The following is a 15,989-nucleotide window of genomic DNA, read 5'->3' on the forward strand; positions in this document are numbered from 1 at the left end:
CCCTATATCCGATAGAAGCGACGGGATGTCCCGCCGAACAGGGCCGCCAGATCGGCGGGATCGGTCAGGCCGCTCAGAGCCTCGGCCAGGGCCCGCCAGCCGCCATAATCGCCGGCCAGATCGAGCACCGGCCAGTCGCTGCCCCACATCAGGCGGTCGGGTCCGAAGGCGGAAACCAGGCGCTGGACATAGGGCGACAGGGCGTCGGTCGGCTGGCCCGGCGCGGCCTCGGTCAGCAGTCCCGACAGCTTGCAGAAGACCTGCGGAAACTCCGCCAGGGACTCGATGCCGCGCGCCCAGGCGTCGGCCTGTTCTCCGGTGGCGATCGGCGGCTTGGCGCCGTGGTCGATGACGAAGGCCAGGTCCGGCCGCCGGCGGGCCAGGGTCAGCAGATGCGGCAAGTGGCGGGTCAGGACCAGGGCGTCCAGCGACAGGTCGTGGGCGACCATTGCGTCGAGCGCCGGATCCAGAATAGACGACGCGATCCAGGCGTCGTCGTCGAGGTTCTGCAGCATCGGCCGCAGGCCGCGAAGCTTGGGGTTGCGCGCCAGCTCGGCGATGCGGGCCGGCGCGTCGGGCGCTGACAGGTCGGTCCAGCCCACGACGGCCAGGACCAGCGGCGTGTCGGTCGCGAGCTCCAGCAGCCAGTCGGTGTCGCGGTCGTCGGCCTGGGACTGCACCAGCACCGAGCCGCTCAGGCCGACCGGCGCGCCGACCGCCGCCAGATCGGCGGGGCCGAAGTCGCGGTGGATGGCCGCCAGGTCCGGCGTCGGCCAGGCAAAGCCGTTCTGCGCCACCCGCCAGAAGTGCTGGTGGGCGTCGATCAGCACGACACGATCGCCTTGATGACGCCGGCCTGGGGCTCCATCCAGCCGGGCAGGACCTCGGGCAGTTGGGCCAGGGTGGCGGCGTGGGTGTTCAGGGCCTTGGTCGGGACCTTGCCGGCACGCATGGCCTCGACCACGGCGTCGAAATCCTCGGGCGTGGCGTTGCGGCTGCCCAGCAGGGTGGTTTCGCGCTTGTGGAACTCGGGATCCGAAAAGGTGATGTCGGCCCCGACCACCGAGATGAGCACATAGGTCCCGCCGTGACCGACATAGCCGAAGCCCGCCTCCATGGCCCTGGCGTTGCCGGTGGCGTCGAACACGACGTCGAAGAAGTCGCCGTCGGTGAGATCGGACAAGGCCTGGCGGGTGTCGTCGCTCAAGGAGACGATGTGATCGCTCCCCAGATGGTCCCGGCAGAAGTCCAGGCGGTCCTGGCGGCCGTCCAGGGCCGTGACGATCCCGCCCTGGAGCTTGGCGAACAGGGCGGCGGCGATGCCGATCGGGCCGGCGCCGACCACCAGGACCGATTGTCCGGGGACGATCCGCGCCCGACGCACGGCGTGGGCGCCGATGGCCAGGAACTCGATCATCGCCGCCTCGTCCAGGGTGACGCCCTCGGCCTTGCGGACGAAGCCGGCGGGCACCGTGAGATATTCGGCCATGCCGCCGTCGCGGTGCACGCCCAGCACCTGGATGTTCATGCAGCAGTTCGGCTTGGCCTTGCGGCAGGCCGCGCAGGTCCCGCACGACATGTAGGGCATGACATAGACCGGATCGCCGGGCGCCAGGTCGCCGCCCGTCGGCGCCTCGACGACTTCGCCGGCCAGCTCGTGGCCCATCACCCGCGGATAGGCCAGGAACGGCTGCGTGCCCCGGAAGATGTGCATGTCGGTGCCGCACACGCCTACCCGCCGCACCCGGATCAGCACCTCGTCGGCCGCCCGCGTCGGGATGGGGCGACGTTCCAGGACCAGTCGGCCGGGCGCGGCGCAGATCAGGGCGTCCATCATGACTAGTGGGCTCCCACGGGGGCGGTCTTGAGGTCCGCGCGGGTGGTGCGGCCGGCCGTGAAGCCGAACAGGCCGACCACGGCGAAGCAGGCGCAGGGCACCAGGATGGCGAGGTTGATGGCGCTGGCGTCCGAGACCGCGCCCATCACCGTCGTCAGGATCGCGCCGCCGATGATGCTCATGACCAGGAAGGACGAGCCGGTCTTGGTCAGCGGCCCCAGCCCCTTCAGCGAGCCGGCGAAGATGGTGGGGAACATGATCGACATGAAGAAGCTGGTGGCGGCCAGAGCGTAGAGCCCGACCTTTCCGCCCGCCACGACCGCGACCAGCGTCAGGCCGACATTGATCGCCGCGAACGCGCCCATCAGCAGCGAGGGGCTGACCCGGCTCATGGCGGCCGTGCCGATGAAGCGCCCGGCCATGAAGCCGACCAGGGACCACGACAGATAGGCCGCCGCCGCCTTCTCGCCCATGCCCGGCACCTCGTGCTGGGCGTAGCGGATCATGTAGCTCCAGACGCCGACCTGGGCGCCGACATAGAAGAACTGGGCCGCCACGCCGAACAGGAAGCGGGGACGCGCCAGCAGGGCGGGGATCGCCTGGCGAGCGGGCAGGCCGGCGTCGACCTCATTGGGGTCGGGGCGTCCCGCCTGATGGGGGAACTTGGTGAAGGCCACCAGCAGGGCCCAGGCCAGCACCACGGCGGCGATGATCAGGTACGGGCCCTGGGTCGAATGAGCCTCGGCGGCCTGGAACGCGTCCAGCTGGGCCGGCGTCATGGCGGCGAACTGCGCCTTGGTCGGCTCGACGCCCGACAGGATGAACTGGCGTCCGACCACCACGGCGGTGATCGCGCCCAGCGGGTTGAAGGCCTGGGCGAAGTTGAGGCGCTGCTCGGCCTTGGCCGGATCGCCCAGCACGGTGATCAGCGGATTGGCCGAGGTCTCCAGGAAGGCCAGGCCCGAGGCCAGGACGAACAGGGCGGCCAGGAACCAGGAATATTGCCGGACTTCGGCGGCCGGATAGAACAACAGGGCGCCCAGGCCGAACAGCAACAGGCCGACGATCACGGCGGCCTTGTAGCCGTAGCGTCGCATCACGACACTGGCCGGCAGGGCCAGGAAGAAATAGCCCAGATAGAAGGCCATCTGCACCAGGCCCGACTGCAGGTCGTTGAGGAAGAAGGCCTTTTTCAAGTGCGGGATCAGGACGTCGTTGAGATTGTTGGCGACGCCCCAAAGGAAGAACAGGGCGACGATGAGAACCAGCGGTGCGAACGCGGTCCTTCCCGATGGGGTCTTTTCCAAGATGGTTCCTCCCTGAGGACGGTTGACCCGACCCCGTTTGTCTGGAACCAAAACCATCACATGTGATGTGTCGCGTCAAATATGAAAACAATAGCGGCACGGGAAAGGGAGCATTCAATGCGGCATTGCCTGGCGCTGGACCTGCATGACGACCCCGAGACGATCGCCGCCTATGTGCGCTGGCATGCGCCCGGCGGACCGCCCGCGGCGGTCACCCGCTCGATCCGGGCGGCGGGCATCCTGGAGATGCAGATCTGGCTGACAGGCTCGCGGCTGTTCATGATCATGGAGACCGGGCCGGACTTCTCGCCGGAGGCCAAGGCCGCGGCGGACGCCGCCGATCCGGACGTGCAGGCCTGGGAAGCCTTGATGGGCGGCCTCCAGAAGACCCTGCCCTGGGCGGCCCCGGGCGAGAAATGGACGCCGGCGACCCGAATCTACGATCTGGCCGAACACGGATGATCCCGCGGGCCGGCGAGGCGTTGGTCGCGTTCTAGACCCGCTTCGTCGAACGATGTTTCCCCGTTGAAACATTTCCGGTGTTGGGTCATGCGGTAATGGGTTCACTCCCAAGGGCGCACGCAGGCTCGCGCCCGCCCGCTCCCCCGCCTGTCCTGACGGAGACTGCCCGCATGTGTGACGACGACATCCACCCCGGCCTGATCTACGACCCCCGCCTGTCGCGCCGGACCTTCGGCCTGGCCGCCGCCGCGCTGGGCGGCGTCGCCGCCACCGCCGCCCAGGCCCAGAGCCCCGTGGTCGAGAAGGACGTCGAGATCAAGACGGCCGACGGCGTGGCCGACGCCGCCCTGTTCTATCCGGAAGGCAAGGGCAGCTGGCCGGCCGTGCTGGTCTGGCCCGATGTGCTGAGCCTGCGGCCGGCGTTCCGCGACATGGGCAAGCGCCTGGCCGCCGCCGGCTACGTGGTGCTGGTCGTCAACCTCTACTACCGGGTCAAGAAGGCGCCGGTGATCGAGCAGAGCTTCGACTTCTCCAAGCCCGACGACCGCGCCAAGCTGGCGCCGATGCGGGCCACGGTGACGCCCGACGGCACCGACCGCGACGCGGCGGCCTATGTCGCCTTCCTGGACGCCCAGCCCCAGACCAACAAGGCCAAGAAGGTTGGCGTCCAGGGCTATTGCATGGGCGGTCCGCTGTCGTTCCGCACCGCCGCGGCGGTGTCGGGCCGCATCGGGGCCGTGGCCAGCTTCCACGGCGGCGGCCTGGTCACCGACCAGCCGACCAGCCCGCACCTGCTGATCCCCAAGACCCACGCCGACTACCTGATCTGCGTCGCCGACAACGACGACAAGCAGGACCCGACCGTGAAGGACAAGCTGAAGGCGGCCTTCGCCGAGGCCAAGCGTCCGGCCAAGGTCGAGGTCTACGAAGGCGCGGCCCACGGTTGGACAGTCAAGGGCAGCGCCGTCTACAACGAGCCCGCCGCCGAAAAGGCCTGGGCCGAGCTGCTGGCCCTGTACAAGAAGGCGCTGGCCTAGGTTCGACCGACAAAGAAGGAGCGTGGCGGCGAGCCGCCACGCTCCAAGTGTCCGAGGTCGATGGCGAGCGGGAGGTCGTCTCGGCGGCCATCACGCCGAAGCGATGGCTTCGTCAGAACCTGAGGCTGAGCGACGCGCCATAGGTGCGGGGCTTGCCAGGGAAGCGGACCACGACGTTGGCGTTGCTGCTGACCGCGCTCCAGTAATATTCGTCGGTGAGGTTGCGGCCCCACAGGGACAGCTCCCAGCCCTTGGCCGGGTCCGATAGGCCGACGCTGGCGTTCAGCAGGCCGTAGCTGTCGATCGCGAACAACGGATTGCCCTCCAGATCGGCGGACGACTTGTCCTGCCAGCGGCCGTTCAGCGCCGCCCGCAGCTTCAGGCCGCTCGAAAGGTCGTGGTCGAACAGCGCCGTCAGCCCGCCCTGGAACTTGGGGCTGTAGAGGAACGGCCGGCCGTCGAAGTCCTGAGGCTGGCCGGCGGCGTTGATGCCGGTATAGCCCTGCACCTCGGTATGCAGCCAGGTGGCCGAGGCGATCAGGGTCAGGTCGCGCAGCGGCCGCCAGGTGATGTCGCCGTCCAGGCCGTAGGCCATCGACTCGGGCACGTTGGCCAGGCGGGCCAGGGCCGTATAGATCGGGTCGGCGAAATAGACGCTCAGCTGCTTGTCCGTGTAGTCGTAGTAGAACGCGCTGACATTGGCCTGCAGCCTGTGGTCCAGCAGAGCCGCCTTCATGCCGACCTCGTAGGCGGTCAGCAGCTCCTGGGTGGCCGGGGCGTTCTGGGTTGAGATGTTGGCGGCGTTGATCGGCGTCATGCCGGCCTTGGCCCCGCGCGAGATCGAGCCGAACAGCAGGACGTCTTCCGAGGCGTGCCAATCCAAGGCCGCGCGCCAGGCCAGATTGTCTTCGTCGAGCGTCGAGGCGACCAGCCCGAAGGCCTTCCTGGCCGGGTCGAAGGTGTTGCACTGGCCCTGGCTGATCGGCGCGACCGGACCGTAGGCGGCGAAGAACAGCGCCCGGTTCACGACATTGACGTTGGGCAGCATGTTGCCGTTGAAGTCGCGCGAGCAGCCGGCGTAGTCCTGCTTGTCCTGGCTGTAGCGGACCCCCAGGGTCAGCTTCAGATCGTTGGTCAGCCGGTGGTCGACATTGGCGAACAGGCTCCAGGTGTCGGTCTGGATGTTGCCGACGTCCTCATAGGTGCGGAACGCCTGGCTCATCTGCAGGGCCGTATACCCGCCGCTGTTGAACGGCGTGGCCAGCAGGGTCGAGCCGGCGAAGCGCACCAGCCCGACATTGGCGTTCTGGCCCAGCAGGGTGCGATTGCTGTCCAGAATCTCGTCGTGGGCGATATAGCCGCCGACCAGCCAGGCGCCCTTGTCGGTCTTGCCCTCGAAATGCAGTTCCTCGGCCGCGGACTCGATCGCGCCGTGGGCCTTCTGGACCAGGATCTCGTAGGGCGCGCCGCTCCAGTCGAACACCGCGTCGCGGGTCAGCTCGTTGTAGCTGGTCAGCGAGACCAGTCGCACCGAGTCGGTCAGGTCCCAGACCACCTTCAGCTTGAGGGCGTCCATCCGATCATCCTCGCGGGCCGGGCCGGCGATGCCAAGGCCCGTGCCGATGTCGGTTCCGCGGGCGGTGGGCGAGGCCCAGTCGGCCTGGCTGGCCTTGGTCGGCTGGTGCGTGGCGATGTAGTTGACCAGGCCCGGGGCGTTGAACGGGCTGGCCGCCGTGGCCGGGGTGAAGCCGATCCCCTGGGCGGCCACGGTGTCTGAGGTGTTGGTCCAGCCGGAATACGAGAAGTCGATCTCGACCTTGTCGCCCGGCTGGAAGGCCAGGGCGCCGCGCCAGCCCAGGCGGTGGTTCTCGCCCTGCCGTTCGCCGCGCGTGTTGCTGACCTGCCAGCCCTCGTCGCTGTCCTCCGAACGGAAGGCCAGCCGCGCTTGCAGCCCCTTGGCCAGCGGTCCGCTGACATGGCCCTCGAAATTGTGGGTCTGGTAGTTGCCGACCTCGCCGGTGACCGAGCCCTCGAAGGTCTCGCTGGGCTTGCTGGTCACGAAGTCGATCAGGCCGGCGGTGGTGTTGCGGCCGTAGAGCGTGCCCTGCGGTCCCTTCAGCACCTCGACCCGCTCCAGGTCGAACATCGGGCCGGTGTTCATGAACGGATAGGCGTAGGCGACCTCGTCGACATAGGCGCCGACCGTCGAGGTGGCCGACAGGTTGATGGTGTTGAAGCCGATGCCGCGCAGCGTATAGGTCGGCACGCCCTGATAGCTTTGCGAGACGGTGAAGCTGGGGGCGATGGCCGAGAGGTCCTTGGGGTCGGTGACCCGCAGCTGCTGGAGGGTCTCGCCGCTGAAGGCCTGGATCGGCATGCCGACGCTGTTGGCGGTCTCCTCGCGCCGTTGGGCGGTGACCACCAGGGTCTCGATGGTGAAGGGCTCGGCCTTCTGGCCCTGGGTCTGAGCCTGCCCTTGGGCCCAGGCGGGCGCGGCCGCCAGCAAGGCGAGCGCCGACGCACCGAGCGTCAGCGCCAAACGCGATGGTCCGGACATCCTAGTTCCTCCCTGATCGCCGCGCCTTCATGGGACGCTGGCTTTGGGACGGAGCGTGCGGGTCCGGCGTTGGGCGAACAAGCTATCGGAAATGATAGGGGGCTCGGTCAGAGGCCCCACATCACAGGCCAAGGATCTGGCGGGCGATGATGTCGCGCTGGATCTCGCTGGAGCCGCCGTAGATCGAGGCCGCGCGGTTGTTCAGGTAGCGGGCCATGGTGGTCAGGCCGTGCTCGGGGCCGATCGGCGCCAGGTTCGAGCCCGCCGCCCGCGCCTGCGGCTGATGCGGAGCCACGTACGAACCCAGGGTGTCGGTCGCCAGCTCGTCCAGGCGCTGCAGGGCTTCGGACCCTTGCAGCTTGAGCAGGGACGAGGCCGGGCCAGGACTGCCGCCGCCGGCCAGGGCGCTCAGCACCCGTCGTTCGGAGATGTCGATGGCCAGGGTCGCGATCTGGGCTTCGGCCAGGCGGCGGCGATGATGCGGGTCGTCCAGCAGGCGGTCGGTCTCGTCGCCGGCCTCCAGTTCGGCGCAGGTCCGCAGGCGCTCCAGAGCCGCTTCCAGGCCGGGCGCGTAGCCGCCGCCGCGCTCGAAGGTCAGCAGGTGCTTGGCCACGGCCCAGCCCTGGTTCTCCTCGCCCAGCCGGTCGGCGACCGGGGTGCGGGCCGCGTCGAAGAACACCTGGTTGACCTCGTGCTCGCCGGCCAGGGTGACGATCGGCTTCACGCTGATCCCGGGATTGTCCATGTCGATCAGCAGGAAGGTGATCCCGGCCTGGGGGCGGCCCTCGGTCGCGGTGCGGACCAGGCAGAACATCCGGTTGGCCCAGTGGGCGTGGGTGGTCCACAGCTTGGAGCCGGTCAGGACATAGTCGTCGCCGTCTCGGTCCGCGCGCAGCGACAGGGCGGCCAGGTCCGACCCCGCGCCGGGTTCGGAATAGCCCTGGCACCAGTAGTCCTCGCCCGACAGGATGCGCGGCAGGTAGTGCGCCTTCTGAGCCGGCGTGCCGAACGCCATGATCGCCGGCGCCACCATCTTCAGCCCCATCGGCGCCAGGGCGGGCGCGCCGGCTCGGGCGCATTCGGCGGCGAAGACGTGGCGCTGCATCTCGTTCCAGCCGGGACCGCCATGTTCCTCCGGCCAGGACGGCGCGGCCCAGCCCCGGGCGTGCAGGATCTTCTGCCAGGCCAGGCTGTGGGTCCTGTCGCAGAAGACGCTGGTCATCCGCCGCCCGGCCTGGGCCAGCTCCGGCGTCAGGTGGGCGGCGAGGAAGGCGCGGACCGCGTCGCGAAAGGCCAGGTCCTCGGCCGACAGTTCAAGCTCCACCCCACGCACCTCGCCACGCGGGCGCGCCGCTGCCGCCCGCCGGAAAGCTCGCCAAGGGCGCCGGCCGGCGCAAGCTATCGGAACTGATAGGGGGCTTCCCCAGGGGGATCGTTGCGCCCCGCGCCGGGCGGGATCATCGTCTCGGCGTTGCGATGAGCAAGGGTGGGACGATGAGCGCCGAGCGCGCGCCCGGGGCCACGGGGTTTGCGGATCTGGAGCTGGTCGAACGGCTGGCGCGCGAGATCGACGCGCTGGGCCGCGAGGTCGGCCTGCCGTTCATCGCCGTCAGCGCCGACATTTCTAGTCCCCGACCCATGGTCGGGATTGACGCTAGGCCCCTGGCCGAGACCCTGTTCCGCTGGATCGACCCGACGCTGGAATACTGGCGCGACCGGGCCTTCGCCCTACGCGCGCCGTTCGTCTTCGCCACCCGCCTGACGTCCGAGCCGTTCTACTTCCAGGACGGCCGGCTGCAGACCTGGCGGCCGACCGGCTGGACCCAGGCGATGGGGGCGATCGATCCGGGCGACATGTTCGGCGTCGCCACCGCGATCGTCGCCCCGGCCTATCAACCGCGCGGGGTGATCGGCGCGGTGGTCTGGGCCTCGCCGGACGCGAACGTCGACGTGGCCGAGGTCTTCGCGACGCGGGCCTGCGAGTTCCACCTGCTGGCCCTGCGCCTGACCGGGGCCTACCAGGAGGCGGCGCTGGGCGCGCGCAAGGACATGGCCCGGCTGACCCGGCGCGAGATCCAGTGCCTGAAATGGGCCGCGGCGGGCAAGACCGACGGCGAGATCGCCGCCATCGTCCAGATCGCCACCCCGACGGTCCGCTTCCACATGATCAACGCCGCCGACAAGCTGGGTGTGGCCGGCCGTTCCCAGACCGTCCACCGGGCGGCGACGCTGGGCTATATCGGGGCGGTCGGAGGCGGATAACGCCGCGATCCGAAATCGTGCGTCCCGGCTGAAATGTTCAAGCCCGGCAGGCGGTCGCGGCCCAGGTTGGCGCCCTAGTCTGGAGCCCTACCATGAAACGTCTTGTCCTTTGGGTCGCCGCGCTGTTCGCGCTGGCCGGCGTCGCCCACGCCGAGATGCCGGCCTTCCCGGCGTCGTTCAAGACCCAGGAGATCACCACCAACGGCACGACCATCCACGTCCGGGTCGGCGGCAAGGGCCCGGCCGTCGTGCTGCTGCACGGCTACGGCGAGACCGGCGACATGTGGGCGCCGATGGCCGCCGACCTGGCCCGCGACCATACGGTGATCGTGCCCGACCTGCGCGGCATGGGGCTGTCGACCAAGCCGGCCGGCGGCTACGACAAGAAGACCCAGGCCGGCGACGTGGCGGGCGTCCTGGACACCCTGAAGATCGACAAGACCGACGTGGTCGCCCACGACATCGGCAACATGGTCGCCTACGCCTTCGCGGTGCAGAACCAGAAGCGCGTGACGCGCCTGGTGCTGATCGACGCCCCGGTGCCCGGCGTCGGGCCGTGGGAAGAGATCCTCAAGAACCCGCTGCTGTGGCACTTCCGGTTCGGCGGACCCGACATGGAGCGCCTGGTCGCCGGCCGCGAGCGCATCTATCTGGACCGCTTCTGGAACGAGTTCTCGGCCACGCCGGCCAACTTCACCGAGGACGCCCGGGTCCACTACGCCGCGCTCTACGCCCGGCCGGGCGCCATGCACGCCGGCTTCGAGCAGTTCCACGCCTTCGACCAGGACGCCGTCGACAACAAAGCCTTCCTGGCCCAGTACGGCAAGCTGACCATGCCGGTGCTGGCCCTGGGCGGCGAGAAGTCGTTCGGCCCGATGATGGCCACGGTCATGCGCGCGGCGGCCGACAACGTCACCGAGGGCGTGGTCCCGGCCTCGGGCCACTGGATCATGGAAGAGAACCCCAAGGCGACCATCGGCCTGGTGCGTCCGTTCCTGGACAAGCCCCTGTGAGAGCGGCCGCTCTAGGCGCCATCGCGGTCCTGCTGGCGGCGTCGGGCGCCGCCGCCGCGCCCAGCGCCGAGCTGCGCCTGACCCCGACCGAGATCGCCGCCCTGGCCCAGGGCGGGGCCGGTCCCGGATCCTCAGGCGTGGCCGGCATCCAGACCTCGGTCCTGGCCGGCGACCCGACCAAGCCCGGGCCCTACACGATCCGGTTGTCGGCTCCGGCCAACACCCGGATCGCCGCCCACAGCCATCGCGACGAGCGTACGGCGGTGGTGGTCTCGGGCACCTGGTTCTTCGGCTATGGCGACAAGGCCGACGAGGCCAAGGTCAAGGCGCTGCCGCCGGGCAGCTTCTACACCGAGCCGGCGGGCGAGCATCACTTCGCCCTGACCCGGGACGAGCCGGTGGTGGTCTACATCTTCGGCCAGGGTCCGACCGACACGGTCTATGCCGATCCGGCGGCCGCGCCTAAACCGAAGCCCTAGCCGGTTTGTGCAGATCGACTTCCGCGACCAGGAAGTCGATCAACGCCCGCACCCGGCTGGGCAGTTGGCCGCCATGGCCGACATAGACCGCGTGGACCTCCTCGACGTCACCGGGATTGTAGGCCTCCAGCACGGGGACCAGCCGGCCGCTGGCGAGGTCGTCGCCGAGGTGGAAACGGGCCAGCCGGGTCAGGCCCTGGCCGACCAGGGCCAGATGGCGCGAGGTCTCGCCGTCGCCCGAGGTGACGTCGCCATGCACCAGCAGCGACACCCGCTCGCCGTCCTCGACGAACGGCCACTTGTCGCAGTGGCGGCTGAAGTTGAAGCCGATGCAGTTGTGGGCGGCCAGGTCGTGGGGTGTTTTCGGAACGCCGTGGCGGGCCAGATAGGCGGGCGAAGCGACCACGGCCGAGGCGCTTTCCCCCAGCTTTCGGGCCATCAGCTGCGAGGCCCGCATCGGCCCGACCCGTATGGCGACGTCGGTGCGGGCGTCCATCAGGTCCACCACCGTGTCGCTGAGCACGATGTCGAGGATCACCTTCGGATACAGCGCCGAGAACTTCGGGACCAGCGGCAGCAGGTGGTGCAGGCCGAACGCGACGTTGGAATTGATCCGCACCCGGCCGCGCGGGCTGGTGTTGGCGGCCACGGCGCTCTCGGCCTCGTCCAGGTCGGCCAGCACGCGCAGCGTCCGCTCATGGAACAGCTGGCCCTCCGCCGTCAGGGTCAGCTTGCGGGTCGAGCGGTTGATCAGCCGCGCGCCCAGCCGCGCCTCCATCCGGCTGATCAGCTTGCTGACCGCCGAGGGCGTCATCTTCAGCTCGCGCGCCGCCGGCGAGAAACCGCCCAGCTCGACGGCCCGGGCGAACACCTCCATCTCGCCCGAGCGATTGATCTCCAGCCTGGCCATCTTTGACTTGAACTCACAGATGCATGTCTTTCCGCCAGTCTAATTCATAGGACGGGAAGGGACTACCTCAGCGGCTCGAAATCGTTCCGGAGCCCTGGCCGTGCCTCTCGCCCTCTACGCCCTGACCGTCGGCGCCTTCGGGATCGGCGTCACCGAATTCGTCATCATGGGTCTGCTGATGCAGGTCTCGTCCGATCTGGGGGTCTCGATCCCGCAGGCCGGCCTGCTGATGACCGGCTACGCCCTGGGCGTGTTCGTCGGCGCGCCGATCCTGACGATCGCCACCCGCCGCCTGCCGCGCAAGACCACCCTGCTGGTGCTGATGGCGATCTTCACCATCGGCAACATCGCCGCCGCCCTGGCCCCGACCTACGGCCTGCTGATGGCCGCGCGGATCGTCACCGCCCTGGCCCACGGGACCTTCTTCGGCGTCGGCTCGTTGGTCGCCGTCAGCCTGGTTCCGCCCCAGCGCAAGGCCTCGGCCATCGCCGTCATGTTCACCGGCCTGACCCTGGCCACCCTGCTGGGTGTGCCGTTCGGCTCGTGGCTGGGCCTGGCGTTCGGCTGGCGCTCGACCTTCTGGGCGGTGGGCGCGATCGGCCTGGTCGCCTTCGCCGTGCTGGCCGCCCTCGTGCCGCGCGAGAAGGAAACCGCCGAGCCGGCCCCGCTGCGCGAGGAGTTCGCCGTCCTGGCCCGCCCTCAGGTGCAGATGGGCTTGCTGATGACCGTGCTGGGCTTCGGCGGCGTGTTCGCGGTCTTCACCTATATCCAGCCGATCCTGACCGAGCTGGCCGGCTTCTCGAAGGAAGCCGTCTCGCCGATCCTGCTGGTGTTCGGCGCGGGCCTGGTCGGCGGCAATCTGGTCGGCGGTCGCTGGGCGGACAAGGCCCTGGCCCCGGCCCTGCTGGGAACCCTGGCCATCCTCACCGTGGTGCTGGTCGCCTCGACCTTCGGCTTCCACGACCGGATCGGGGCGGTGGTCGCCGCCTTCGGCCTGGGCGCGGCCGCCTTCGCCACCGTCGCGCCGCTGCAGATGCGGGTGCTGTCGCAAGCCGGCGGCGCGGGCCAGGGCCTGGCCTCCAGCCTGAACATCGCCGCCTTCAACCTGGGCAACGCGTTCGGCGCCTGGCTGGGCGGGGCGGTGATCGCCCATGGCCCGGGCCTGGCTTCTGTTCCCCTGATCGCCGCCGCCGTGCCCCTGTCGGCCCTTGCCCTGGCCGCCTTCAGCCTCTCTGTTGAGCGCCGCGCCCCCCGCGTCGCCGCCCTCTGATCTAAAAAGGACGTCGGATCATGGAATACCGCCAACTCGGAAAATCGAGCCTGAAGGTCCCGGCCCTCAGCTTCGGCGCGGGCACCTTCGGCGGCCAGGGGCCGCTGTTCAGCGCCTGGGGCGACACCGACGCCGCCCAGGCCCGCCGGATCATCGAGATCTGCCTGGAAGCCGGGGTGAACCTGTTCGACACCGCCGACGTCTATTCGAACGGCGCCTCGGAAGAGATCCTCGGCGCGGCCCTGGAAGGCCTGCGCGACCGGGCCCTGATCTCGACCAAGCTGGGCCTGCCGACCGGCGACGGGCCGCTGGATCGGGGAACTTCGCGTCCACGCCTGGTCCAGGGCGTCGAGGCGGCGCTGAAGCGCCTGCGCACCGACCGCATCGACCTGCTGCAACTGCACGCCTTCGACGCCTTCACCCCGATCGAGGAGGTGCTGTCGGCGCTCGACGACCTCGTGCGGGCCGGCAAGGTGCTGCATGTCGGCGTCTCCAACTTCTCCGGCTGGCAGCTGATGAAATCGCTGGCGCTGGCCGACCAGCACGGCTGGCCGCGCTACGTCGCCAACCAAGTCTACTACTCGCTGGTCGGCCGCGACTACGAGCACGAGTTGATGCCGCTGGGCATCGACCAGGGGGTCGGGGCCATGGTCTGGAGCCCGCTGGGCTGGGGCCGACTGACCGGCAAGATCCGTCGTGGCCAACCGCTGCCGCAGGTCAGCCGCCTGCACGAGACCGCCGACATCGGCCCGCCGGTCGACGACGAGCGGCTCTACGCCGTGGTCGACGCCCTGGACGAGATCGCCGAGGAAACCGGCAAGACCCTGCCGCAGATCGCCATCAACTGGCTGCTGCGCCGGCCCACGGTGTCCAGCGTGATCGTCGGGGCCCGCAACGAGCAGCAGCTGCGCCAGAATCTGGGCGCGGTGGGCTGGAGCCTGACGCCGGAGCAGGTGGCGCGCCTGGACGCCGCCAGCGCCGCGACCCCGGCCTATCCGCACTATCCCTACTGGCGCGAGGGCGGCTTCAAGATGGTCAATCCGCCGCCCGTCTGAGGGGCCGAGTCGCTTGTCCTCACGTGCCCGAACGCTTGCACGATCACGCACGGACAGGGGGCAGCGCCGAGAAATGCGGCGCCGTCCGCAAGCTCCAGCGGCGCCGCGCGGCCAAACGCGCGGCGCCGTCGTGTTTGATTGACCCACCGGAAGCGGCCGTCTCGCATAGCCCCAACAACAGGCAACGAGGGGTCACGCATGCCGGTCAGCCGTCGCAGTTTCATTCAGGCCGTCGGTACGGCGGGCGGTTACAGCGCCGCCTTCACGGCCATGCAGGCGCTGGGCTTGCTCGCGCCCGCGACGGCCTTCGCCGGCGCCCCGCCGGACCTGGCCAAGGGCGGCGGCGGGGCGGGCGCCAAGGTGGTGATCCTGGGCGCCGGCGTAGCGGGCATGGCGGCGGCGTGGGAGCTGGGCAAGGCCGGCTACGACTGCACGATCCTCGAGGCCCGGGCCCGCACCGGCGGCCGGGTCTGGACGGTGCGCAAGGGCGACAAGATCGAGATGGCCGACGGCTCGCGCCAGGTCTGCCAGTGGGACGAAGGTCAGTACATGAACGCCGGCGCCGCGCGCCTGCCCAGCCACCACCAGATCGTCCTGGGTTATTGCCGCGAGCTGGGCGTGGAGCTGGAGGTCGAGGTCAATTCCAGCCGCAGCGCCCTGTTGCTCAATCCGATGGCCAATGACGGCAAGCCGATCCAGATGCGGACGGCGATCAACGACACCCGCGGCCACGTCTCCGAACTGCTGGCCAAGGCCATCAACAAGGGCGCGCTCGACGCCGAGCTGACCGCCGACGACAAGCAGCGGATGGTCGCCTTCCTCAAGACCTACGGCGACCTGTCGCCGGACCTCTTCTACAAGGGCTCGGAGCGGGCCGGCCTGAAGATCGAGCCCGGGGCCGGCGACGAACGCGCCACGCCCTACGATCCGATCAGCCTGAAGGCGCTGCTGGACGAGGATCTCTGGAACGGCGTGCTGTTCGAGGAGACCATCGACATGCAGGCCACCATGTTCCAGCCCAAGGGCGGCATGGACATGATCCCGCACGCCTTCGCCAAGGCCTTGGGCCCCAAGATCATCAAGCGCCAGTGCGAGGTGCGCCAGATCCGCAAGACGGGGAAGGGCGTGACGATCGCCTACCACGACAAGGTCGCCAACCAGGACCTGACCATCGAGGCGGACTACTGCATCTCGACCATTCCATTGCCAGTGCTGGCCAAGATCGACGCCGATTTCAGCCCGGCCTACAAGACGGCCATCGCCCGCACGCCCTATCGCGACAGCATCAAGATCGCCTGGCAGGCCCCGCGCTTCTGGGAGGGGCCCAAGTACCAGATCTATGGCGGCCTCTCGTTCGTGAAGGGCCCCAGCAACATGGTCTGGTATCCCAGCTACGGCCTGCATTCCAAGACCGGGGTGCTCCTGGGCGCCTATGCCGGCGGCCGGGCGGCGGACCAACTGGCCAAACTTTCCCGGGCTGAGCAGATCGAGCACACCCGCAAGGTCATCGAGGCCATGCACCCGGGCTGCGGCAAGCTGCTGGAAAAGCCGATGCAGGTGCAGTGGGCCCAGGTGCCCTACACCCAGGGCATCGGGGTCGGCTGGGCCAGCGACGACGAGCCGGACTACCACCTGCTGGGCCAGCCGGACGGGCCGATCCATTTCGCCGGCGAGTATCTGAGCCACGTCGGCGCCTGGCAGGAGGGGGCGATCCGCGCCGCCCACCGCGCCATCGTCATGCTCGACGCGCAGCACCGCAAGGGCCAGCCAGTGACCGCTCAGCGGGCCATCTAATCCGCA

14 protein-coding genes are annotated in these 15,989 nt (G+C 69.4%); 8 read left to right on the plus strand and 6 right to left on the minus strand.

All coding sequences use genetic code 11. From position 1 onward, the window contains the following. Positions 1-2: 2 nt before the first annotated feature. Genes AC1DYP_RS15335 through fucP form a run of 3 tightly spaced genes read right to left on the minus strand, consistent with a single transcriptional unit; the run spans position 3 to position 3,144 of the window. Entirely contained in the window at positions 3-830 is an 828-nt protein-coding gene (locus AC1DYP_RS15335) for an amidohydrolase family protein (RefSeq protein WP_477047051.1), read from the minus strand. Further along, positions 824-1,837, minus strand: a complete 1,014-nt coding sequence (locus tag AC1DYP_RS15340; RefSeq protein WP_477047052.1) for a zinc-binding alcohol dehydrogenase family protein — start codon at positions 1,835-1,837, stop codon at positions 824-826. The genes AC1DYP_RS15335 and AC1DYP_RS15340 overlap by 7 nt, the downstream gene beginning before the upstream one ends. A 2-nt stretch (positions 1,838-1,839) precedes the next feature. Continuing rightward, positions 1,840-3,144 carry an L-fucose:H+ symporter permease gene (gene fucP / locus AC1DYP_RS15345; RefSeq protein ID WP_477047053.1) on the minus strand — a complete coding sequence of 435 codons (1,305 nt, stop codon included), beginning with the start codon at positions 3,142-3,144 and terminating at the stop codon, positions 1,840-1,842. Positions 3,145-3,261: 117 nt separating this feature from the next. On the opposite strand from fucP, the gene AC1DYP_RS15350 reads away from it, so the two are divergent. Beyond that, entirely contained in the window at positions 3,262-3,606 is a 345-nt protein-coding gene (locus AC1DYP_RS15350; RefSeq protein WP_477047054.1) for an L-rhamnose mutarotase, read from the plus strand. A gap of 170 nt (positions 3,607-3,776) precedes the next feature. Further along, a complete protein-coding gene (locus AC1DYP_RS15355; RefSeq protein ID WP_477047055.1) occupies positions 3,777-4,643 on the plus strand; it encodes a dienelactone hydrolase family protein in 867 nt (288 codons plus the stop codon). A gap of 112 nt (positions 4,644-4,755) precedes the next feature. Here AC1DYP_RS15355 and AC1DYP_RS15360 read toward each other — a convergent pair whose 3' ends face one another. Together AC1DYP_RS15360 and AC1DYP_RS15365 are read right to left on the minus strand one after the other, a co-directional pair. Continuing rightward, the gene (locus AC1DYP_RS15360; protein WP_477047056.1) at positions 4,756-7,200 is read right to left on the minus strand and encodes a TonB-dependent receptor; all 2,445 of its coding nucleotides are present in this window, start codon (positions 7,198-7,200) and stop codon (positions 4,756-4,758) included. 121 nt (positions 7,201-7,321) lie between these two features. Next, complete coding sequence (locus tag AC1DYP_RS15365; protein ID WP_477047057.1) at positions 7,322-8,524, minus strand: acyl-CoA dehydrogenase family protein; 1,203 nt, start codon at positions 8,522-8,524, stop codon at positions 7,322-7,324. A gap of 170 nt (positions 8,525-8,694) precedes the next feature. Here AC1DYP_RS15365 and AC1DYP_RS15370 point away from each other — a divergent pair, with 170 nt between their 5' ends. From AC1DYP_RS15370 to AC1DYP_RS15380, 3 genes are all read left to right on the plus strand, one after another. Continuing rightward, a complete protein-coding gene (locus AC1DYP_RS15370) occupies positions 8,695-9,462 on the plus strand; it encodes a helix-turn-helix transcriptional regulator (protein WP_477047058.1) in 768 nt (255 codons plus the stop codon). A 92-nt stretch (positions 9,463-9,554) separates the two neighbouring features. Then, positions 9,555-10,475, plus strand: a complete 921-nt coding sequence (locus AC1DYP_RS15375) for an alpha/beta fold hydrolase (protein WP_477034594.1) — start codon at positions 9,555-9,557, stop codon at positions 10,473-10,475. After that, positions 10,472-10,954, plus strand: coding sequence for a cupin domain-containing protein (locus tag AC1DYP_RS15380; RefSeq protein ID WP_477047059.1), 483 nt, complete (start codon positions 10,472-10,474; stop codon positions 10,952-10,954). The genes AC1DYP_RS15375 and AC1DYP_RS15380 overlap by 4 nt, the downstream gene beginning before the upstream one ends. Here AC1DYP_RS15380 and AC1DYP_RS15385 read toward each other — a convergent pair. Continuing rightward, a complete protein-coding gene (locus AC1DYP_RS15385) occupies positions 10,938-11,864 on the minus strand; it encodes a LysR family transcriptional regulator (protein ID WP_477047060.1) in 927 nt (308 codons plus the stop codon). The genes AC1DYP_RS15380 and AC1DYP_RS15385 overlap by 17 nt on opposite strands. Before the next feature lie 100 nt (positions 11,865-11,964). Here AC1DYP_RS15385 and AC1DYP_RS15390 point away from each other — a divergent pair, with 100 nt between their 5' ends. The 3 genes from AC1DYP_RS15390 (at position 11,965) to AC1DYP_RS15400 (ending at position 15,983) form a co-directional block, all read left to right on the plus strand. Further along, a complete protein-coding gene (locus AC1DYP_RS15390) occupies positions 11,965-13,134 on the plus strand; it encodes an MFS transporter (protein ID WP_477047061.1) in 1,170 nt (389 codons plus the stop codon). 20 nt (positions 13,135-13,154) lie between these two features. After that, a complete protein-coding gene (locus AC1DYP_RS15395; protein WP_477047062.1) occupies positions 13,155-14,189 on the plus strand; it encodes an aldo/keto reductase in 1,035 nt (344 codons plus the stop codon). A 198-nt stretch (positions 14,190-14,387) separates the two neighbouring features. After that, positions 14,388-15,983, plus strand: a complete 1,596-nt coding sequence (locus tag AC1DYP_RS15400) for a flavin monoamine oxidase family protein (protein WP_477047063.1) — start codon at positions 14,388-14,390, stop codon at positions 15,981-15,983. Positions 15,984-15,989 lie beyond the last annotated feature (6 nt).

The organism is Caulobacter sp. P1_D6, assembly GCF_056406095.1.

What these genes read in the sequence shown, in the direction of transcription:
- AC1DYP_RS15340 (WP_477047052.1), bottom strand. Translation starts at nt 1,837, where the DNA reads ATGATGGACGCCCTGATCTGCGCCGCGCCCGGCCGACTGGTCCTGGAA.
- AC1DYP_RS15350 (WP_477047054.1), top strand. Translation starts at nt 3,262, where the DNA reads ATGCGGCATTGCCTGGCGCTGGACCTGCATGACGACCCCGAGACGATC.
- AC1DYP_RS15355 (WP_477047055.1), top strand. Translation starts at nt 3,777, where the DNA reads ATGTGTGACGACGACATCCACCCCGGCCTGATCTACGACCCCCGCCTG.
- AC1DYP_RS15360 (WP_477047056.1), bottom strand. Translation starts at nt 7,200, where the DNA reads ATGTCCGGACCATCGCGTTTGGCGCTGACGCTCGGTGCGTCGGCGCTC.
- AC1DYP_RS15370 (WP_477047058.1), top strand. Translation starts at nt 8,695, where the DNA reads ATGAGCGCCGAGCGCGCGCCCGGGGCCACGGGGTTTGCGGATCTGGAG.
- AC1DYP_RS15375 (WP_477034594.1), top strand. Translation starts at nt 9,555, where the DNA reads ATGAAACGTCTTGTCCTTTGGGTCGCCGCGCTGTTCGCGCTGGCCGGC.
- AC1DYP_RS15385 (WP_477047060.1), bottom strand. Translation starts at nt 11,864, where the DNA reads ATGGCCAGGCTGGAGATCAATCGCTCGGGCGAGATGGAGGTGTTCGCC.
- AC1DYP_RS15395 (WP_477047062.1), top strand. Translation starts at nt 13,155, where the DNA reads ATGGAATACCGCCAACTCGGAAAATCGAGCCTGAAGGTCCCGGCCCTC.
- AC1DYP_RS15400 (WP_477047063.1), top strand. Translation starts at nt 14,388, where the DNA reads ATGCCGGTCAGCCGTCGCAGTTTCATTCAGGCCGTCGGTACGGCGGGC.